Raw genomic sequence first — 18,408 nt, forward strand, 5'->3', positions numbered from 1 at the left:
TACGTACTCTGTTTTTACGTGCTTTATTTCTACATACACCTTTCTTCGTCAGCCGATGACTATTTTTATTTTACATCTCGCCATGCGGCGATAAGGAGACAACATGGAAGAGCACCCTAGATGGCCCGGTAAACCGCATCCGTTAGAATAAGGACCGTCTTCTTCCTCGACTTCTCTGTTCTCTCCGTCTGCGCCGTTTACCTCCCTTAATACCTTCATCTTTTTCCGCTTTACGTCCCTTTATCCGGGATGCGCGCCCGTGCGTGGCGGACAGGCAACATTAAGAGAGCAGCATCATGACCGATATGATCACGCAAACGGGGTATCGCCGCGCCCGTAAGACCCCCACGGCCACCTTTGCGATTGCCCGCGAGGCACAAAACAGCCTCGATCAAACACTGGCTAACCTGAATACACATCTGCACGGCTTAAGCCATGATGATGTCATTGAACGCCAACAAACCTATGGCGAAAACCGTGTCGCCCATGAAAAAGCGCCGCACGCGCTGGTGCAGTTAGCCGCCGCGTTTAATAATCCGTTTATTTACGTGCTGATAGCGCTGGCCGCTATCAGCTTTTTCACCGATTACTGGCTACCGCAGCGCAATAACGAAGAGACATCGCTCACTGGCGTTATCATCATTCTGGTGATGGTTAGCCTGAGCGGCCTGCTGCGCTTCTGGCAGGAGTTTCGCACCAATAAAGCCGCTGAAGCGCTGAAGTCTATGGTGCGGACAACGGCCACCGTACTGCGCCGCCCTCATGCTAGTGCCACTGCCGTCATGCAGGAAATTCCGCTTCAGCAACTGGTGCCCGGCGATATCCTGACGCTCTCCGCGGGCGATATGGTACCTGCCGATGTCCGGCTAGTGGAATCTCGCGACCTGTTCGTCAGTCAGGCGGTACTGACTGGTGAATCGCTGCCGATCGAAAAATACGATGTATTCAGCGATATCAGTGCCAAAGGCTGCCAGCCCTCTGACTGTGGCGGCGAGAGCGATCTGCTGGCGCTATCCAACATCTGCCTGATGGGTACCAATATTTCCAGCGGCACGGCAACGGCAATCGTCGTGGCAACCGGTAGTCACACCTATTTCGGTTCACTGGCAAAATCCATCGTCGGCACGCGTTCCCAAACCGCCTTCGATCGCGGCGTCAACAGCGTAAGTTGGTTGCTGATCCGCTTTATGATCGTGATGGTGCCTATCGTGCTGCTGATTAACGGCTTCACCAAAGGTGACTGGATGGAAGCCAGCCTGTTTGCGCTGGCGGTCGCGGTCGGCCTGACGCCGGAAATGCTGCCGATGATTGTCTCTTCCAATCTGGCAAAGGGTGCGATTGCCATGGCTCGGCGTAAAGTGGTGGTCAAACGGCTGAACGCCATTCAGAACTTTGGCGCGATGGACGTCCTGTGCACCGACAAAACCGGCACATTAACGCAGGATCGCATCATCCTTGAGCATCACCTGAATACGCAGGGTCAGGTAGATGAAAATGTGCTGCAACTCGCCTGGCTTAACAGTGCGCACCAAAGCGGCATGAAAAACCTGATGGATCAAGCCATCATGCAGTTTGGTCGCCATAACCCCACCATCGCCGCGCTGGGTCGCTATCGCAAAATCGATGAATTGCCGTTTGATTTTATTCGCCGCCGCCTGTCCATCATCGTTGCCGATGAACACAACCAGCAACGCCTGATTTGCAAAGGCGCGGTAGAAGAGATGTTGGCCGTCGCTACCCATGTCAGTGAGAACGGGTTGCGGCATGAACTGGACGACGAGCGCCGTAACACGCTGAAAAAATTGGCAGAAAGCTACAATCAGCAAGGGTTCCGCGTGTTGATGATTGGCACCCGTGAACTGAGCCCAGTGGGCAGCACAATGCCACTCAGCGCCGAGGATGAACGCGACCTGACTCTCTGCGGCCTGCTAACGTTCCTCGATCCACCAAAAGAGAGCGCCTCTGCTGCCATTCGCGCCCTGCATGAAAACGGTGTGACGGTGAAAGTCCTGACCGGCGACAACGCGACGATTACCAGCAAGATCTGTCGCGATGTCGGATTGGAGCCAGGCGTGGTGCTGGAGGGGAACGAGATCGACGCACTCAGCGATGAACAGCTCGGTGTGCTGGTAGAACAGCGCACCATTTTTGCCCGGCTGACGCCGCTACAAAAATCCCGCGTACTGAAAGCATTGCAAGGTAATGACCATACGGTCGGCTTTCTGGGCGACGGCATCAACGATGCCCCTGCTCTGCGCGATGCTGATATCGGAATTTCTGTCGATACCGGAACGGATATCGCCAAAGAATCAGCCGATATCATCTTGCTGGAAAAGAACCTGATGGTGCTGGAAGAAGGTGTTATCAAAGGTCGTGAAACGTTCGGTAATATCATCAAATACCTGAACATGACCGCCAGTTCCAACTTCGGTAACGTGTTTTCAGTGCTGGTCGCCAGCGCCTTTATTCCGTTCTTACCGATGCTGGCGATCCATCTGCTGATTCAGAACCTGATGTATGACATTTCCCAACTGTCGCTGCCGTGGGACAAAATGGATAAGGAGTTCCTGCGCAAACCGCGCAAATGGGATGCTAAGAATATTGGCCGCTTCATGCTGTGTATCGGGCCGACATCTTCGATTTTTGACATCACCACCTACGCGCTGATGTGGTTCGTGTTTGCCGCTAACAGCGTGGAGCATCAGGCGTTATTCCAGTCAGGCTGGTTCGTTGAGGGATTGCTGTCACAAACGCTGGTCGTACACATGTTGCGAACCCAGAAGATCCCGTTCATTCAGAGCACTGCGGCGCTGCCGGTGATGTTGATGACCGGGCTGGTGATGGCGATGGGCATCTATCTGCCGTTCTCTCCACTGGGGCCACTGGTCGGATTGCAGCCGCTGCCGTGGGAATATTTCCCCTGGCTGGCCGCCACGCTGATTGGCTACTGCACCGTCGCGCAACTGGTCAAACGCGCCTATATCCGCCGCTTCGGCCAATGGTTCTGATCCCTTCTTTACTTCTTCACGGCGGGTGCTCGGTCACCCGCCTAATAGAATCACAAAAATGCCGATGAGAAAGCGCGAATTACATACAAAAGTCATCGTTTAATTCGGCAAACAACAACAGCAGAATAGGTGATAATTTAACCTGTCACGAGAATGTGATACTTCACAGTATGGACGATGAAAATCGGAAAAAGGAGTTACACGATGATACCTGTACGACTCAGGAAAGCCTTGTTCATGACGCTGACATTAGCCTCAGCAATAACCTTCAATGCAATAAGCACTACAGTACACCCAGCGTTAGCCGCAACTGCCGATGCAACGGGCCTCGTCGATAGCATCACATTTGGTGATAACACATCTGAAAGCGGCCACAGCCTTGATGCAAACAACAGCCAGACTATTGCGGGAGCTCTGGGCGAATCGTCACGTAAATTACTGCCGCTTCAGCAACCCGGTGTCGATGGCGGTAGCCTGACATTTACCATGCAGGTTGATCCACTGCGCCGTAATTACGTCTCTGTCAAACTGTGGGGGGAAGACGACGGTAACATTAATACTGGTCGCCTCTACCTTTATATGATCAAAGACGGCGTCGAGTACCAGATCGGTTACCGTCACGAAGGCGACTATTCGCCGCTCAGCGTCGCCCACTGGCACAAGCCGCTGCCAGGGCGCTTTTTCTACTCAACCACGCTGCTACCCTATTCCATGACCAAAGGCAGTACGTCGGTCACATTGAAAATTGTCTCAACGGGACGGCTCTATCCGTTTGGCTCAGGAGGCCCAGAGTCTGCCAACCCTTATCAGTACGCAATGAATGTGCCAAGCCGGGGCATTTATCGTGCCTACACGCATGTCGATCCCTTCCTCAACGTTGCGGGAGAAAAACAGGGCAGTGAGCCAGCCGTTACTACGCGCCCTTCACCGGGTGACGAAATCCTCGGCACAAACGGTCAGTTTCGCACTGCAGTGAATAATCGAATCCAAACGCTTATCAACAAGCCCTCAACAACCGATGCGCTGTCTGGCGGAGATTTACGCTATCTGGCACGCGCCTGGTCCGTTCCCGAATTAGTCAGCTATCAAAACTCAAGTTTGGTGGATAAGGTCGTTGCAACGCTCGATGCTTACGCCGCGCAGTACTACGCCGACACCAACATTGCGACAAAGAACTGGGGTGGCAATTTTGGCTCTCAAGGCCAGGCTATCTATTACCTTCAGAATGCGTTGACAGCCTCACGACTTGATGAGTCAGTAAACTATGGCAACGCGGGTGTTAAAAAGCGCCGTGTGGCCTGGGCTGATATGCTGTTCGCCAGCCGCGAGTTTGGCCGTCAGAAAAATCGTCTGGTCTTGAGTAACCAATCACTCATCGCTAATACCAATATTTATTTCACCAACAAAGGGTTGCTGGTGCTGAGCGATTCACGCGCCTTCCCTGAAACCACGGCTCAGCGTTATATCAAAGAAGCCGTCGGCCTGTTGCCCTGGACGGGGGATGATCGTAACGGACCGGGAGACGGTGGCTGGGCGCCGTTCGGCGATCGTTATTATCAGGTTACCGACAAAGGTCAGACTCGCGAGTGGGGATATCTCGGGGCAGGCTACGGTGAAGTACAGTCCTACCTCGCCGAATATTATCGCGTGACGGGCAATGAGGATTTTCGCAAGCAGATGATAAAAATGGCCAAAGCGCGTGCGCCATTCCGTCGTCCCGCGATCGAAATCAGTAATGGTGCCAACTACCGTGCAATGGAAGCGATTGGCCTGTTAGCCTGGCGTGGTGCGCACGAAAGCGACGGTAATTTCGCGGGTTTCCTTGCTTACGTCGATGCGGTAAATACCAATGAACGCGCCAAAGGACTTCGCGTCGCCGCGGCCAGTAAGGATGCCACACTGATTGGCTATGCTAAACAAATGCTGGAGGACAATCAGTTCTTTAACAACCTCAACGGCGCAGAGTCTGCATTTGAAGCGCTGGATGTTTTTGCCGATTACCAGACGATCAAAACCGCAAGCGACAGCGGCGCACGACTGCCGATGAGCGCAGGCCAGCCGGATTCTGCCTGGGCGGATGAAGAAAACGCTATCGTGGCGGTCAAAAAGGGCAATGAGCGTCTGTGGCTGAGCACTTATTGGCAGGCCAAAGCGGGAACGGGTATCAACGGTCTGGCGCGTTTCCATTTCAGCACGCCGAGCTATGATCAGTACGGTGTACTGGAAACGACCCCAATTTTCCGTTCAACGACGAGCTATACACGGCCTAACCGCATCGACATGCCGGAGAAAACACCGTATACGCCACCGAACCCACCGACTAATGCCTATGCGGGGGAACTGCTGCCACTGGGTATTAAACCGGAGGATGCATCCAACGATGAACCTTTCCGGGGTAAGGCCGATTTCTATGCCACGCGGTTCGGCCACTATCTGATCGGTATCAACGCCAACGCCAGCAATCGCTACGTGTTGAAAACGCCGGTAGGCTTTAAGAACGCGGAAGATCTGGTATCACAGCGCACACTCTCAGGTAACATCACCGTCGATCCACGTTCTACCGCCGTGCTCTACCTGAATGACACCCGTGACGCCAAACCCGTGCCCAACGCGCCATTGCATCTGGGATCGCAAAATAGCAATGGTATAAACACGCTATTCTGGACACAGTCATCCGGTAGCGAGCACTATAAAGTCATGCGCTCTACCAGTGAAAACGGTACTTATCAGGCTATAGCGACGGTAACGGAAAATAGCTATAGCGATCGTACTGGCACGGCATCTGGTCGTTACTACTACCGGATCGTTGCCACTAACGGTAATGGAGAAAGCTACCCTTCCATGGCAAGTCAGCCCTAATAGACTCTCTTCAACATTCACGTGGCCCTGATGTTCTGGGGCCACACTGCATTAACATCCACCATCTGCTCATCTATTTTCCTTATGTATCTCTTCTATTATTTTGCAGCGCATGAATGCTCTTTATTCAAATACCTACATTTGGTTATTAAAAAGAAAGATAACGAGGTAGTACCATACCGCAATAGTGAAATCTTCTTGTGAAAGAAGTCCAACCAGAGTAGACGCACTGTTTTTATGGATGTTGCATCATCAACGCTAAATCATTGCCTCCATGTGCCGAAACTAAAATAAACCCTGTCTACTTTTGCAAACTGCACATGTCAGAAAAGGACGGATTGCAGGCTATGGAGCACATCTATGAAATCCCTTCATCACATATCGATCCGTAGTAAGTTCATTCTGGCCCTCCTCCCACCGATCCTCGCCCTGCTGTGGTTCAGTATTTCCGGCGTGATGGAGCGACGCAGTACAGAAAGTGAAATGATCCGCATGGAGAAACTGATTACGCTGGCACGCGATGCGGGCGAACTGGCCCATCAGCTCCAGCGTGAACGAGGAATGAGCGCGGGTTATTTTGGCAGTCAGGGGAAAAAGTTTGGCGCCGAACTCACTACGCAGCGGCAAGCCAGCGATCGGGCACAGCAACAGTTTCAACAAACGGCTGCGAATCTCAGTGAGAGTGAGCTCGGTAACGATGTGAGTGGCGAGATCGGTAAAATTGCACAGAAAATGCAACAGATTGGCGAGTATCGTCGCAATATCGACAGCATGTCGATCTCTGTTACGCAGGCTCTCGGCTACTATTCCGATTCCGTCAGCTATCTGCTGAATATTGTCGGAGATATGACCCACCTGGTCAGCGACGGCGGTATTGCCCAGCGTCTGGCGGCCTATTACAACCTGCTGAACGTCAAAGAACAGGCAGGGCTTGAACGTGCCGTGCTTTCTAACACCTTCTCTGCCAATAGCTTTGCTGCTGGGATGTTCGAGCGTCTAAACCAGATGGTTGGTAAGGGAGACGCGTATATCACCGCCTATAACATGTTCGCCAATGCCGAACTGCGCAAGGCTTTTGAACAGGCGCTTAACAACCCTTCTGCCCAGAGCGCACTCCAGATGCGCAATAAAGCCATTGCCTCTCCCGGCGGCAATTTTGACATTGACGCCAGCCAGTGGTTTAACCAGCAAACGGTAAAAATCGATGAACTGAAGAACGTTGAGCAGCTCGCCACCAACGATTTGACGACACAGGTTAACGCCTTAGCCGCCGATGCGCGCCAATCCTGGATTAGCTATTTGGCTGGTGCCTTAATTTCTCTCCTGATGGCACTTGGTTTGGCTTCGATGATTATGCGCAGTATCAACGAGCAGCTTCAGCAAACGCTGACGACCATTCGCGAGATGGGCGGCGATCTTACACGTCGCCTGCGCGTGCCGGGAACTGACGAACTTTCACAGTTGAATCAGGCCTATAACGCGTCACTGGAAAACATCGCCGACATGGTGGTGAATATTAAGCGCAGTTCACAAACTATCGGACGCGCCAGCAGCGAGATCGCTAACGGCAATCAGGATCTGGCGCAGCGTACCGAAGAACAATCCGCTTCTCTGGTGCAAACCGCCAGCAGCATGGAAGAGATTACCGTCACGGTAAAACAAACCGCAGACTTTGCCGGACAAGCACGACAGTTAACAACAGAGGTAGACGATCAGGCTCATCGCGTCGGAACCATTACCGAATCGGCTAGCGACGCGATGGGGAAAATTCAGGATGCCAGTCAGCGTGTGAATGCGGTGGTTGCCGCTATTGATGCCATTGCCTTTCAGACCAACCTGCTGGCGCTGAACGCCGCGGTTGAGGCTGCACGAGCGGGGCAGCATGGCCGCGGGTTCTCTGTCGTCGCAGCGGAAGTTCGTCAGTTATCACAGCGTAGCGCAGACGAAGCGGGTAAAATCCGTGCGCTTATCGCAGACAGCATTGCCAGCGTCAGTGAAGGTACGAAGCTGGTGAACCAATCGAACCGAGGGATTAACGACATCGTCACTGGCACGCGTAAAGTGCGCGATCTGGTGAATGAAATTGCAGTCGCCGCCGATGAGCAGTCGCTGGGCATCGCACAAATTAACGAAGCACTCAGCCAGTTGGAAATGGTCACACAGCAGAATGCGACGCTGGTTTCGCAGGCTTCTGTCGCCAGCCAATTACTGGATGAACAGGCGATTGAAATGGAATCTCTGGTTAGCCGCTTCAAGGTTGACGATGGCGCACCACCGCAGCCTTTACAGCACGCGCTGTTATCAAGGTAAGGGAGACGATGCCGTTCGAGAAGTGTGGACGACATCGCCCCAATGGTCGGTCTGCTCTTTCAGCATTGTGATACTAACGCCCTCATTGAGGGCGTTACCTATTTGGCTCTCGCTAAACACCGCTGCCGACGCTCATCGACACGTTGGGCAAACCACGCCGTGGTTAGCTTACGGGTGATTTTCGGGCTTTCCAGCGTGATCCCCGGCAGGATAGCGCGCGGAGCCTTGCCGCCCGACTTATCCGCCAATGTAAAGACGCGCTCATACAGGCTGCTGTCTTCAAAATCGAGGCTATTACCCTTCTCCAGTGCACGACGAATGGCGCTGTCGCTCATATCCAACCGTTTCCCCAACGCACGCACCGCCAGTTCCGTGGCACTGGCTTTATCCGAACTGTAGTTGATTAAATCACCGTCCAGCGCCAGCTTAACTCCCGTCAGACGGCTGACGGCACGCTGGAACGCCGCATTTCGGCTGGCATACCGTCCTGCGTTGAAATCTGCGAACCGATAAATGGACTGCGGGTAATTTGCCGGATAGTCCAGCAGGTGCTTGATGCCAAAATACATCCCGCCACGGCGGCTAAATACTTCGCGGCGAAGCGATCCATCCACGGTATACGGATAACCCTTTGCGTTAGCTTCGGCGAAGGAGATGCTCACCTGCATTGGCCCGCCGGTATGTACCGGGTTCAAACGTCCAAATAGTCGCTGGCCCATCGGCACCATGTCGATGAAATCATCAAAGATCGCGCTGAGCTCTTTTTCTGTGCGCACCTTATCAAGCCGCTCGCTGTAGCTCTTTCCGTTAGGGGATTTGATGAGTAGCGCGGTACGCACCAGAAATGCGGGGACATGAACTTTCTCCGCGCGGCGGTCAATCTCCTGCCAGGCGATTTTCGACAAATTCGGCACCTGTGGATCGGCGCTAAACGTCGATTCCTGCTCAGTTACCGCGAGTACCGAACACAAATTTTCATTACTGGGATCGAGCCCCTGCGCAGTAAATGCCGTCGCGATATCGGTTGCCCAACCCTGACGATCTTTCACGTTGTCAGGCAACAGTTTGAGCAACTGCGCGCGAACATCCGCAGGTCGTGATTCCGGCGTCGTAGCCGTTTTGCTGGCGCAACCCGCCAACACCAGCAGAGCCAGTGCACACAAGGGACGGAACAAGGGAGCATAAGAATGAGGCATAGTCTCTCGGTACCATGATTGAAAAGCTGTCAGAACGTTAGCGCAGCCAGCACCAATTATCCAGCCGGAGGCAAACGGATGCATTTTACGAATTGGCCTGGCATAGTTAGCGCTATCACTAACCGAATGCGCTAACGAACGGACGAAACACGTATGGCGGCAACCAATCATTGGACACGGGATCAGCTGCTGATCGCCTTCACATTGTACAGTCAGTTGCCGTTTGGCAGGCTGCATTCGCGTAACCCCGATATCATTCGCTATGCTGCATTGATTAACCGTACACCTTCTGCATTGGCGATGAAGCTGGTTAATCTCGCCAGCCTCGACCCGTTCATTATCGATTCCGGTCGCACTGGCTTGCGCGGCGCGTCCAACGCCGACCGGGCGCTGTGGCAGGAGATGGACAACAATCCTGAGTTATTTGAACAGCAGTGTCAGCAGGCAATGGTATCGCTTGAAGCCGGAGCAATGGAAACGACAGTTGCACCATCACCGTTCCAGGCCAACGAGAGCGACACCCGTAATTATCACGGTGGCGAGCGCCTCGCACAGGTGAAAACACGCATTGGTCAGCAGCTCTTTCGCAAACGCGTGCTCAGTAACTATGGCGAACGCTGCTGCGTGACCGGGTTGGAAGAGCCCGCTCTACTGGTCGCCAGCCATATTCGCCCGTGGAAAATGGCCGCGGAACACCGACTCAATCCCAGCAACGGCCTCTGCCTGTCCAACCTGCATGACAAAGCTTTCGATATGGGGCTGATCAGCTTCAACGATTCGCTGGAAATGCTACTCTCTCCGCGCATCAAAAAGCTGAAAAGCGCCATCAGCGACGTCAACTTCGCCCAGTACGAAGGTAAGCAAATCCACCTGCCAGACGCCTACCCGCCCGATCTGTCACAGATGGCGTACCATCGTGAACATATTTTTTTGGGGCGGGGGTAAGAAGGCAACGAATCAGCTACCAAACAAAAACAGGGCGATGTACGGACTTTTGCGCGAGATAACGTGCGGTTTTTTATCTAACAATTCCCGCAAACGCATCTGCTGTCGTGTATTCGGCAGGATGCCGGAACGGTTGAACCGCTGTATCCAGTACGCCACACCCGCCTGCGTTAGCGCAGCATTTTCTGCTTGCGCGTTATCCAACAGGAAAATCAGCCAGTCCCATTTATTCAACTTGTGCGCTAAAAAGTAGTACACCTCAACGTGTTCTCTGGAAGACGCGCCTTCCAGACAGCGCTGAAGTTCAGGCAGCGACAAATAGATTTTCTGTTGGTAAAACAGTTTCCGCGCAACCTTCGCAATAGCAATTGAAGGATGGCGCAGAGAAACCAGCAGTCGTTCGCGAGCATCGTCACCCGTATGCAGAATGAGAATGCGCAAAGCGCTGTGATAAAGGCTGGGATAGCGCTCGTCCAGATTGCGTTCTGCCAGCGCCACAATGCCGTCGTAGCGCTGCTCATCCAGCCCCCAGAGCGTGATTTTGCGCACTGTGACCGTCACCTCCCGATCCAGCGTTGCAAGATAATGTACAACCGGATCGTCGTCTTTTTCACGCAGCAGTGTTGAGGCACGCTGGCGCACCAATGCATTCTTATCCAACAGTAGCGCTATCAACAGGGACTCAAGAACAGGGAACGCGTTGTCCATCACATACTGCAACGCCGCCTGCTTGATGGGGGCAAAAGTATCTTTCAACAGAATCGCCATCACCTCATGATCGACATCCCGATCCGCGCTTAGCAGATACCGCGCCGCGTTAGCCCTCACTAACGGATCGCGATGCAACATCGCCTGACCAAAAACCTGCTTCAGCGGAAACAGCTCACGCTCAGCGAGTATATCCAGAGATAATCGAGCGACGGTTTTATCATCAGACGACAGCCCCGCCAGTAGCAACGGCACGTGCGCCTCCTCGGTCAGAAAGCTGACAATCTCATCCACCAGCGGCTGGTGATTTTCCCTCTGACATTGCAGCAGCCAGAAAATCCCAGGCAAATTAGCGACAAAATGCGCTGTATTATCTGGCGTTAATAGCAGCCGCACGCTCTGTTTGGCCGCACGGCGTACCGGCTCAGCCCAATCGTTCACCCGTTCAATCAGTGCTGGTAATGCAGAAACCTCATCCATGAAGCCCAGACACAGCACCGCACGCTGCCGAATATGCCCGTTATAGTGGTGCGTAAGCGCTATCAGGCGTGGCGCCGAATCTATCAAGCCAGCCTGAGTGGGCTGATAATAGTTGTCTGGCAAAGCCACTAGCTTTTCCAACTGTTGCAGCAGTAAGTCGTACGATGCCATATTCCCTGCCCTCTTCTTATTCTTTTACACACACCACCTGACGCAGCGTATGCACGATTTCCACCAGCGATGACTGTGCCGCCATCACCTTATCGATATCTTTGTACGCCATCGGAATTTCGTCGATAACGTCGCTGTCTTTTCTGCACTCGACGTGCGCGGTTGCACGGATCTGGTCTTCCACGGTAAAGCGTTTTTTCGCCGCAGTACGGCTCATGGTTCTTCCCGCGCCGTGGCTACAGGAACAAAAACTGTCTTCGTTCCCCAATCCGCGCACGATGAAGCTCTTCGCCCCCATCGATCCTGGAATGATCCCCATCTGACCTTTCTGCGCCGACACCGCCCCTTTACGGGTGATTAGCACCGACTCACCGAAGTGCGTTTCGCGCTGCACGTAGTTATGGTGGCAGTTCACGCCTTCCTGCTGAGTGGTAAACGGCTTCGTCACAATACGGGACAGCGCCGCCAGCGTATGCGACATCATCACTTCACGGTTATGGCGGGCAAAATCCTGCGCCCACTCGACGGCTTCCATGTAATCGTCAAAGTGCAGGCTACCTTCCTCGAAATACGCCAGATTACGGTCCGGCAGATTCGCGATGTGCTGCTGCATATCTTCCTGCGCCAGCTTGATGAACAGAGATCCAATCGCGTTCCCCACACCACGTGACCCGCTATGTAACATCACCCACACGCGATCCACTTCATCCAGACAGATTTCGATAAAGTGGTTACCCGTCCCTAACGTCCCCAGATGCTGATAGTTATTAGTTTTCAGCAACTGCGGGTATTTATCCGTCAAACGCTTAAAACGCGGCTCCAGCAGTGACCAGTGAGCGTCCACCGTTTGTGGCGGGTTCTGCCAGGAACCAACATCGCGTTTAGAACGCGTGACGCTACGTCCGTGCGGCACCGCCTGTTCAATCGCGCTACGCAGCCCCATCAGGTTATCCGGCAGGTCGCTGGCAACCAGCGACGTACGCACCGCAATCATCCCGCAGCCGATATCCACACCGACCGCCGCCGGGATAATCGCGCCACGCGTCGGGATCACGCTACCAATTGTCGACCCTTTTCCCAGATGCACATCCGGCATTACCGCCAGATGTTTAAAAATGAACGGCATTTTGGCCGTGTTCAGCAGTTGGTCGCGAGCTTCCGGTTCCACAGGTACGCCCTGTGTCCACATTTTTACCGGTGCACTATTCACTGGAGACATCATGTCGTAATCCTGCTTTTTCATCTCTTCCATTTTTTATTCTCTTTGTTTGTCATTGTTCACCTGAGATATAGCGAAAGACGTGCCAGATTTTTGAAATAGACACAATAAAAACGTAATCATTTGATAATTAATAAATAAAAAACTCACCACACGAACTGGCAACAAAGTAAAAGAACAGGTAAATTTATCCTATAGGATAATAATTTATATAAAGGAATAAAATGAAACGTCGCGTCGTTATTGGTGTGCTGGGCACCACGCTGGATAAACGAGGTAAACGGGAGAACCGCTGGACGAAATGGCGTCCTACCGTCGGCCTGTGCCAACAGCCCGATTTTCCGGTCGATCGCCTGGAACTGCTGCACCAGTCACGCAACGAGGGAATGGCACAGCAGGTGGTGGAGGATATCGCCGTGGTGTCACCGGCCACACAGGTCACGCTTCAGGCTGTTGAGCTGCGCGATCCGTGGAACCTCGAAGAGGTTTACAGCGCCTTTCTGGACTTCGCGAGCAGCTACCCGTTCGATACCGAGAACGAAGAGTATTTCGTTCATATCACCACCGGCACCCACGTCGTGCAGATTTGCTGGTTCCTTCTGACCGAAGCCCGCTACCTACCCGCCAAGCTGCTGCAAACCGCCCCAGGGGAGAAAGCGGATCGCCCCGCACCGCAGGGCATCTATGCCGTTATCGATCTGGATCTTAGCCGCTACGCAACACTCACCAGCCGCTTCCAGCACGAGCAAGAGCGCTCAGTTTCGTTCCTGAAATCGGGTATAGAGACGCGCAACAGCACGTTCAACGCGCTGATCGACCAGATTGAACGTGTCGCGTTGCGTTCTACCGCGCCGATGCTCCTGACCGGCCCGACCGGTGCGGGGAAATCCTTTCTGGCTCAGCGCATCTATCAGTTACGTCAATCTCGCCATCTGGTCAGCGGTCGGTTTGTTGCGGTTAACTGTGCCACGTTGCGCGGCGACAATGCGATGTCGACATTATTCGGTCATGTGAAAGGCGCGTTTACCGGTGCGTTACAAGCAAGAACGGGGCTCTTACGTGAAGCGGACGGCGGCATGCTGTTTCTGGATGAAATCGCCGAACTGGGGCTGGATGAGCAAGCCATGCTACTCAAAGCCATTGAAGAAAAACGCTTTTTACCGTTTGGTTCGGATAAAGAAGTCAGCAGCGATTTCCAACTGATTGCCGGTACGCACCGCAACCTGCACGAGTGGATTGCACAGGGTAAATTTCGTGAAGATCTCTACGCCCGTATCAATATGTGGACCTTTCCCCTGCCGGGCTTGGCGGAACGACGGGAAGATATCGAACCGAATATTGACTACGAACTCCAGCGCTTCACACGCGATCACCAAACGCAGATTCGCTTCGATAAAGATGCACGACAACGCTACCTCGCCTTTGCCTGCTCACCGCAGGCCGCGTGGCGTGGCAACTTCCGTGAACTCGGCTCCTCCATCGCCCGCATGGCGACGCTGGCGGAACAAGGCCGCATCACCGTTGCACTGGTCGCGGAAGAAATGGTTCGCCTGCAAGCAAGTTGGCACAGCGATGCCTCGAAAACTGCATTTTCACCCGAATTACCGCCTGAATTCGCCAACATCGACCTGTTTGAACAGCGTCAGCTTGAAACCGTGCTCGACGTCTGTCGTACCTCCAATTCGCTCTCCGAAGCCGGTCGCCAGTTATTCGCCGTTTCACGCCAGCAAAAACAGAAGCCCAACGACGCTGACCGACTGCGTAAGTATCTGACACGTTTTGGGCTGAGCTGGGAGGGATTGAAACAGGAGGGATAAGGATCGTCCTCCCACCGGTAACGGGAACACATCCCATACTCCCCCCACACCTTATACCTAATCAGAACCACAGCATGGCCCCAGAGTATTAGAGGCAGGTTTTCCTTTTATCACTCCGAAAGTCCCTCCACCATCACAGCTTGCTCTAAGCAGGCTGACTTACACCACACCATTCTTTCCCCCGGAGACGCCATAACACGATAAGGCACAACCCATAATCGCAACACCTCAGAAAATTCAAAATGTTGTGCAATAGGGTCAGTGAAGCCATCGTGTTCCGGGTAGATCAGGTACAAATCCCCTTTACCTTCCAAATACTTCTGACCGTAGGCAGACATTTGATAAAAATCGTCTTGGGACAGGCCATACAACGACTGATTTTTGGTGACATTGCTCACTAACTTCCATTTAGTATCCAATACCATTTGGTTTTTTGCGGGGTGTAGGGATTGAATCAGAAGATCAGGACGAAGTTTAAAACAGTCTTTACCCGCATGGTGAACCAATGTCAGCCCTGAGAACTGTATTTTGGCCTGCAAATGCTGGGGTAACTCTTCAGAAATCGTCTGTGCCACAAAGGACTCAAACACAGCCTCCATCGGGAATAGGAGAGACAGCGCCTTGGTATCACCTTGCAACGCAAGCGGACTCATGCCTTGCAGAATCAATTGCGCCCAGGCTAGCGGCTCATCGTAATGGGGCAATCCGCGTTCAGGCCGTAAACTGGCTATATCGCCCTCTATATCCTGGCTCGGTGTTATGCCTTCAAATGCAAAGCGCAACTCGTGGCACCAGCGTTGATTCTCTGAAGATAAACGCACACCGCTGAGCCGCACTAACGCCGCATGTAACAAGCGATTAGCCGGACAATCCGGTAAATACTCTTCGTAATCCACCCAGAACTTGTGACGATGGACCAGATTATGGCGCAACTGTTGGGAAAACATCAGTTTGCCCTTCATAAAGGCGAGATTACTTTGCTCACGCACATATTCCGACCGCAGGCCCTGTTTCAATAACCGGCTGACGCTATCGAGAAACTGAGAGACAAAGATTTCCAGCAGCGACATATTCTTCGCCTGCACGGAGGCCTGCTGAGTTTCAATATGGCGGAAACCCGATAAATAGCTCAGCATCACCAGCAAGGTTTCGCGCGCACGTTCCGGCGTTAAACATCTCCCCACCTTGGGAAGAATTTCCAACTGCACGCCATAAGGCGTATACAACACGCCCGCATAGTTCTGCACTTGCAACACTCGATGGCCGGAACGCGACGTCAGACGGAGGAATGCGCACCCCTGTTCATCCAACGCCAAGGATTCCAAATAACCGAACACTTCAGGCTGAATGGCGGTTATCGCTGGTGGGAGCGATTTACCCGCCCCCAGCAAGCCATATTCAAAAACGGAAACCACCTCACCCATTGCGCTCATCCGAATCGGAAACTTCTGCGATTTTGGGCTCGTAAATCGCACGATAAGCCAGCGGTTCGCCCCAAACCCGCGTGTCCAAATCTTTCAATTCATACGCGGTCGATTTCTGATTGTGCCGACGTAAACCATGGTCGTCGCCAAACAGCTCATCCAGCGCGTCAACTTTTTCGCTAATAAACTGCAAGCCATCGTTTTTTTTCTGGTTGTCTGCCAACACCAGCCGAATCTTGTTCCAGTCATCGAAAAAGTATTCCTGCAACAGCGGGATAATTTTCTTCTGAAACACCGCCTGAAGCACCTTGAAGGCATCGTCTTCCCCCTTCTCTTCTAGTGCTGTTTTCACCGGCATAAAAAACGCATGACCTAGCGTATGCTCTCGGTCGTAAAGGGCTTCAATACGGCTATTGAGCTTTTCTAAGAGTGGCTCAAGATCTATCCCTTTAATCTTGGCGTCACTAAGCGACGACAAGTCCGGCATCACCTCAACAAATTCGAAACGCCGCCGCAACGCGGTATCCATGAGCGCCAGAGAACGATCGGCGGTATTCATCGCGCCAATAATATCGACATTAGCAGGCACGCTGAACAACTCTCCACTTTCACTCGTGGCAAGCTGCAAACTCAGCGCATTCTTCATTCCTGCTCGCTTGTCCGTCTCGATAAGCGTAATCAGTTCACCGAAGATTTTGGATATATTGCCGCGATTGATCTCATCAATAAATATCGCATAGTGATGCTCAGGGTCGGTTCTTGCTCTGTCACAAAGCTGCAAAAAAACGCCCTTTTCGGTCGAGTAGGAAATGTTACCATTGGCGTCTGAACGGGCGCGTATACCCTGGATAAACTCCTCATAGCCATAGGATTGGTGGAAAGTGACGGTAGAATAGCGATGGATCTTCTCACCTTGCTCTGGTCCACGTTTTAATGTCTCGTAAAACGTAACCAGTTCTTCTATCAGCTCTAGCTGGGAGTCCACCAAAACCCATTCGCTGTCAGTTGTCTTATCAAAAACGGCAGGCTCACGACGACTCTTATAATCAACCGTGGTTGATTCCGCTATAGTATGCGCTTGTAGTGTCGCCCAGGCGGTTTGTGACAAATTACTGCTGCGCTCATTTAATAACGCTTTGCGCTGAAACCAGGTATGCTCGGTCAAGTGGCGCACTTTCGCCTGTTTGTTCAAATCCAGCAATACCAGTGCTGTCACTTGCATCCAATTTAGTGGCGCAAGACGCGAATCTAACCAAACGTCATCATCTTCCAGCGTTGCCTGCGTAGTATAATAGTCGGCCATTATTTGTTGCAGGGTATATGTTTTACCGGTACCCGGTGGGCCGAAGAAAATTTGATTGATGGGTAATCTTTTCGCGATCTTTTCTTTTTTGTTACCGCCAGCCTCCTGCGTGTTCAAAGTCTCTTCTTGCTGATCTTGTAACTTTTTCCGCTGATTAAGTAACTCTCGTAATCCCCATACGGCCATATTGGTTTGAAAATAATTTATAGTGAGTCTGTCTCCCAATGCTTGCTTAATCTTTTGTTTAAGCTCTTGGTTAACTTGCAGCCAACTACGTCGATTCGCTGCTTGTAAACCCAATCTGAAATGGGTATTCAAAAAAGCAGCGGTTTCATTAAATGCTTTATAGTCAACAGTGGTCGTACAAACATGGGGAATAAAGGCAGCAAACACACGGTTTCGCAAAGCGTAATACATCTTGGTTAATCTGCCATCCTCTTTTGCTTTCTCCATCTCCTGCGTGATCTTCCAATAGGTGTCTTCATTTGGCTGCTGGCGGATTTGCTCCGTTATTGACCGGAATAAAGGCAAATTACGCTCGAACTCTGCCAGCGAAAAACCACCCTGCCTGATATTGGCTATCCCGTTATCACGTACGTACCAAAGGCGCTTGAGCAATTCATCTGCTTCAGGCGTTGCGAAGGTTGAAGCCGTTTGTATTTCACTGACCAAATCATGGTAGTTATTTTCCCACCTGGGATATTTTTCCTGGCTGTATTGATACAACTGATTAATCAACGCTCCTAACGACCATTCGTTTTTTTCAATTTGAGCAATAATATCCATCGATAATCATTCCTTTGCTGTGCTGCTCAGCAGCCTCAGTACGCCAATATGACGAACAGACGTAAGCGGGTAAGTTTTGAGTGTGTTATTGAAAGAGAATAGCTGAAACCAGAAGAGCAATATTATGTAAAACCAATTCACCCCCGTAACAGCTTCTCATAAAATCATTGCAAAAAAATAAG

At 52.2% G+C, this 18,408-nt stretch carries 10 protein-coding genes; 5 read left to right on the forward strand and 5 right to left on the reverse strand.

Going from position 1 to position 18,408, the window contains the following annotated elements; genetic code table 11:
• Window positions 1–296 precede the first annotated feature (296 nt).
• From mgtA to CLR69_RS13610, 3 genes are all read left to right on the forward strand, one after another.
• Window positions 297–3,008, forward strand: coding sequence for a magnesium-translocating P-type ATPase (gene mgtA / locus CLR69_RS13600; protein ID WP_129713445.1), 2,712 nt, complete (start codon window positions 297–299; stop codon window positions 3,006–3,008).
• A 204-nt stretch (window positions 3,009–3,212) separates the two neighbouring features.
• Window positions 3,213–5,867 (forward strand): fibronectin type III domain-containing protein, encoded by a 2,655-nt coding sequence (locus CLR69_RS13605; protein ID WP_129713446.1) that lies wholly within the window; start codon window positions 3,213–3,215, stop codon window positions 5,865–5,867.
• Window positions 5,868–6,227: 360 nt separating this feature from the next.
• On the forward strand, window positions 6,228–8,177 hold the full coding sequence (locus tag CLR69_RS13610; RefSeq protein ID WP_129713447.1) for a methyl-accepting chemotaxis protein: 1,950 nt from the start codon (window positions 6,228–6,230) through the stop codon (window positions 8,175–8,177).
• Between the two features lie 98 nt (window positions 8,178–8,275).
• Here the strand turns inward: CLR69_RS13610 and CLR69_RS13615 are convergent, their stop codons facing one another.
• Entirely contained in the window at window positions 8,276–9,373 is a 1,098-nt protein-coding gene (locus tag CLR69_RS13615) for a DUF1615 domain-containing protein (RefSeq protein WP_129702645.1), read from the reverse strand.
• 153 nt (window positions 9,374–9,526) lie between these two features.
• On the opposite strand from CLR69_RS13615, the gene CLR69_RS13620 reads away from it, so the two are divergent.
• Window positions 9,527–10,318 carry an HNH endonuclease gene (locus CLR69_RS13620; RefSeq protein ID WP_129713448.1) on the forward strand — a complete coding sequence of 264 codons (792 nt, stop codon included), beginning with the start codon at window positions 9,527–9,529 and terminating at the stop codon, window positions 10,316–10,318.
• A gap of 12 nt (window positions 10,319–10,330) precedes the next feature.
• Here CLR69_RS13620 and CLR69_RS13625 read toward each other — a convergent pair whose 3' ends face one another.
• Both CLR69_RS13625 and CLR69_RS13630 read right to left on the reverse strand, forming a co-directional pair.
• Window positions 10,331–11,677, reverse strand: coding sequence for a HEAT repeat domain-containing protein (locus tag CLR69_RS13625; RefSeq protein WP_129713449.1), 1,347 nt, complete (start codon window positions 11,675–11,677; stop codon window positions 10,331–10,333).
• A gap of 16 nt (window positions 11,678–11,693) precedes the next feature.
• Window positions 11,694–12,929: an RtcB family protein gene (locus CLR69_RS13630; RefSeq protein ID WP_165346018.1), complete on the reverse strand. Its 1,236-nt coding sequence runs from the start codon at window positions 12,927–12,929 to the stop codon at window positions 11,694–11,696.
• Window positions 12,930–13,120: 191 nt separating this feature from the next.
• Between CLR69_RS13630 and rtcR the strand changes: the two genes are divergently transcribed.
• The gene (gene rtcR / locus CLR69_RS13635; protein ID WP_129713450.1) at window positions 13,121–14,713 is read left to right on the forward strand and encodes an RNA repair transcriptional activator RtcR; all 1,593 of its coding nucleotides are present in this window, start codon (window positions 13,121–13,123) and stop codon (window positions 14,711–14,713) included.
• Window positions 14,714–14,823: 110 nt separating this feature from the next.
• On the opposite strand, the gene CLR69_RS13640 is transcribed toward rtcR, so the two are convergent.
• Together CLR69_RS13640 and CLR69_RS13645 are read right to left on the reverse strand one after the other, a co-directional pair.
• Complete coding sequence (locus CLR69_RS13640) at window positions 14,824–16,137, reverse strand: McrC family protein (RefSeq protein WP_129713565.1); 1,314 nt, start codon at window positions 16,135–16,137, stop codon at window positions 14,824–14,826.
• Window positions 16,130–18,226, reverse strand: coding sequence for an McrB family protein (locus CLR69_RS13645; RefSeq protein WP_129713451.1), 2,097 nt, complete (start codon window positions 18,224–18,226; stop codon window positions 16,130–16,132). Before CLR69_RS13645 ends, CLR69_RS13640 begins: the two co-directional genes overlap by 8 nt.
• Window positions 18,227–18,408: the final 182 nt, after the last annotated feature.

The sequence above is a fragment of the Pectobacterium zantedeschiae genome (assembly GCF_004137795.1).
Classification (GTDB): Bacteria; Pseudomonadota; Gammaproteobacteria; order Enterobacterales; family Enterobacteriaceae; genus Pectobacterium; species Pectobacterium zantedeschiae.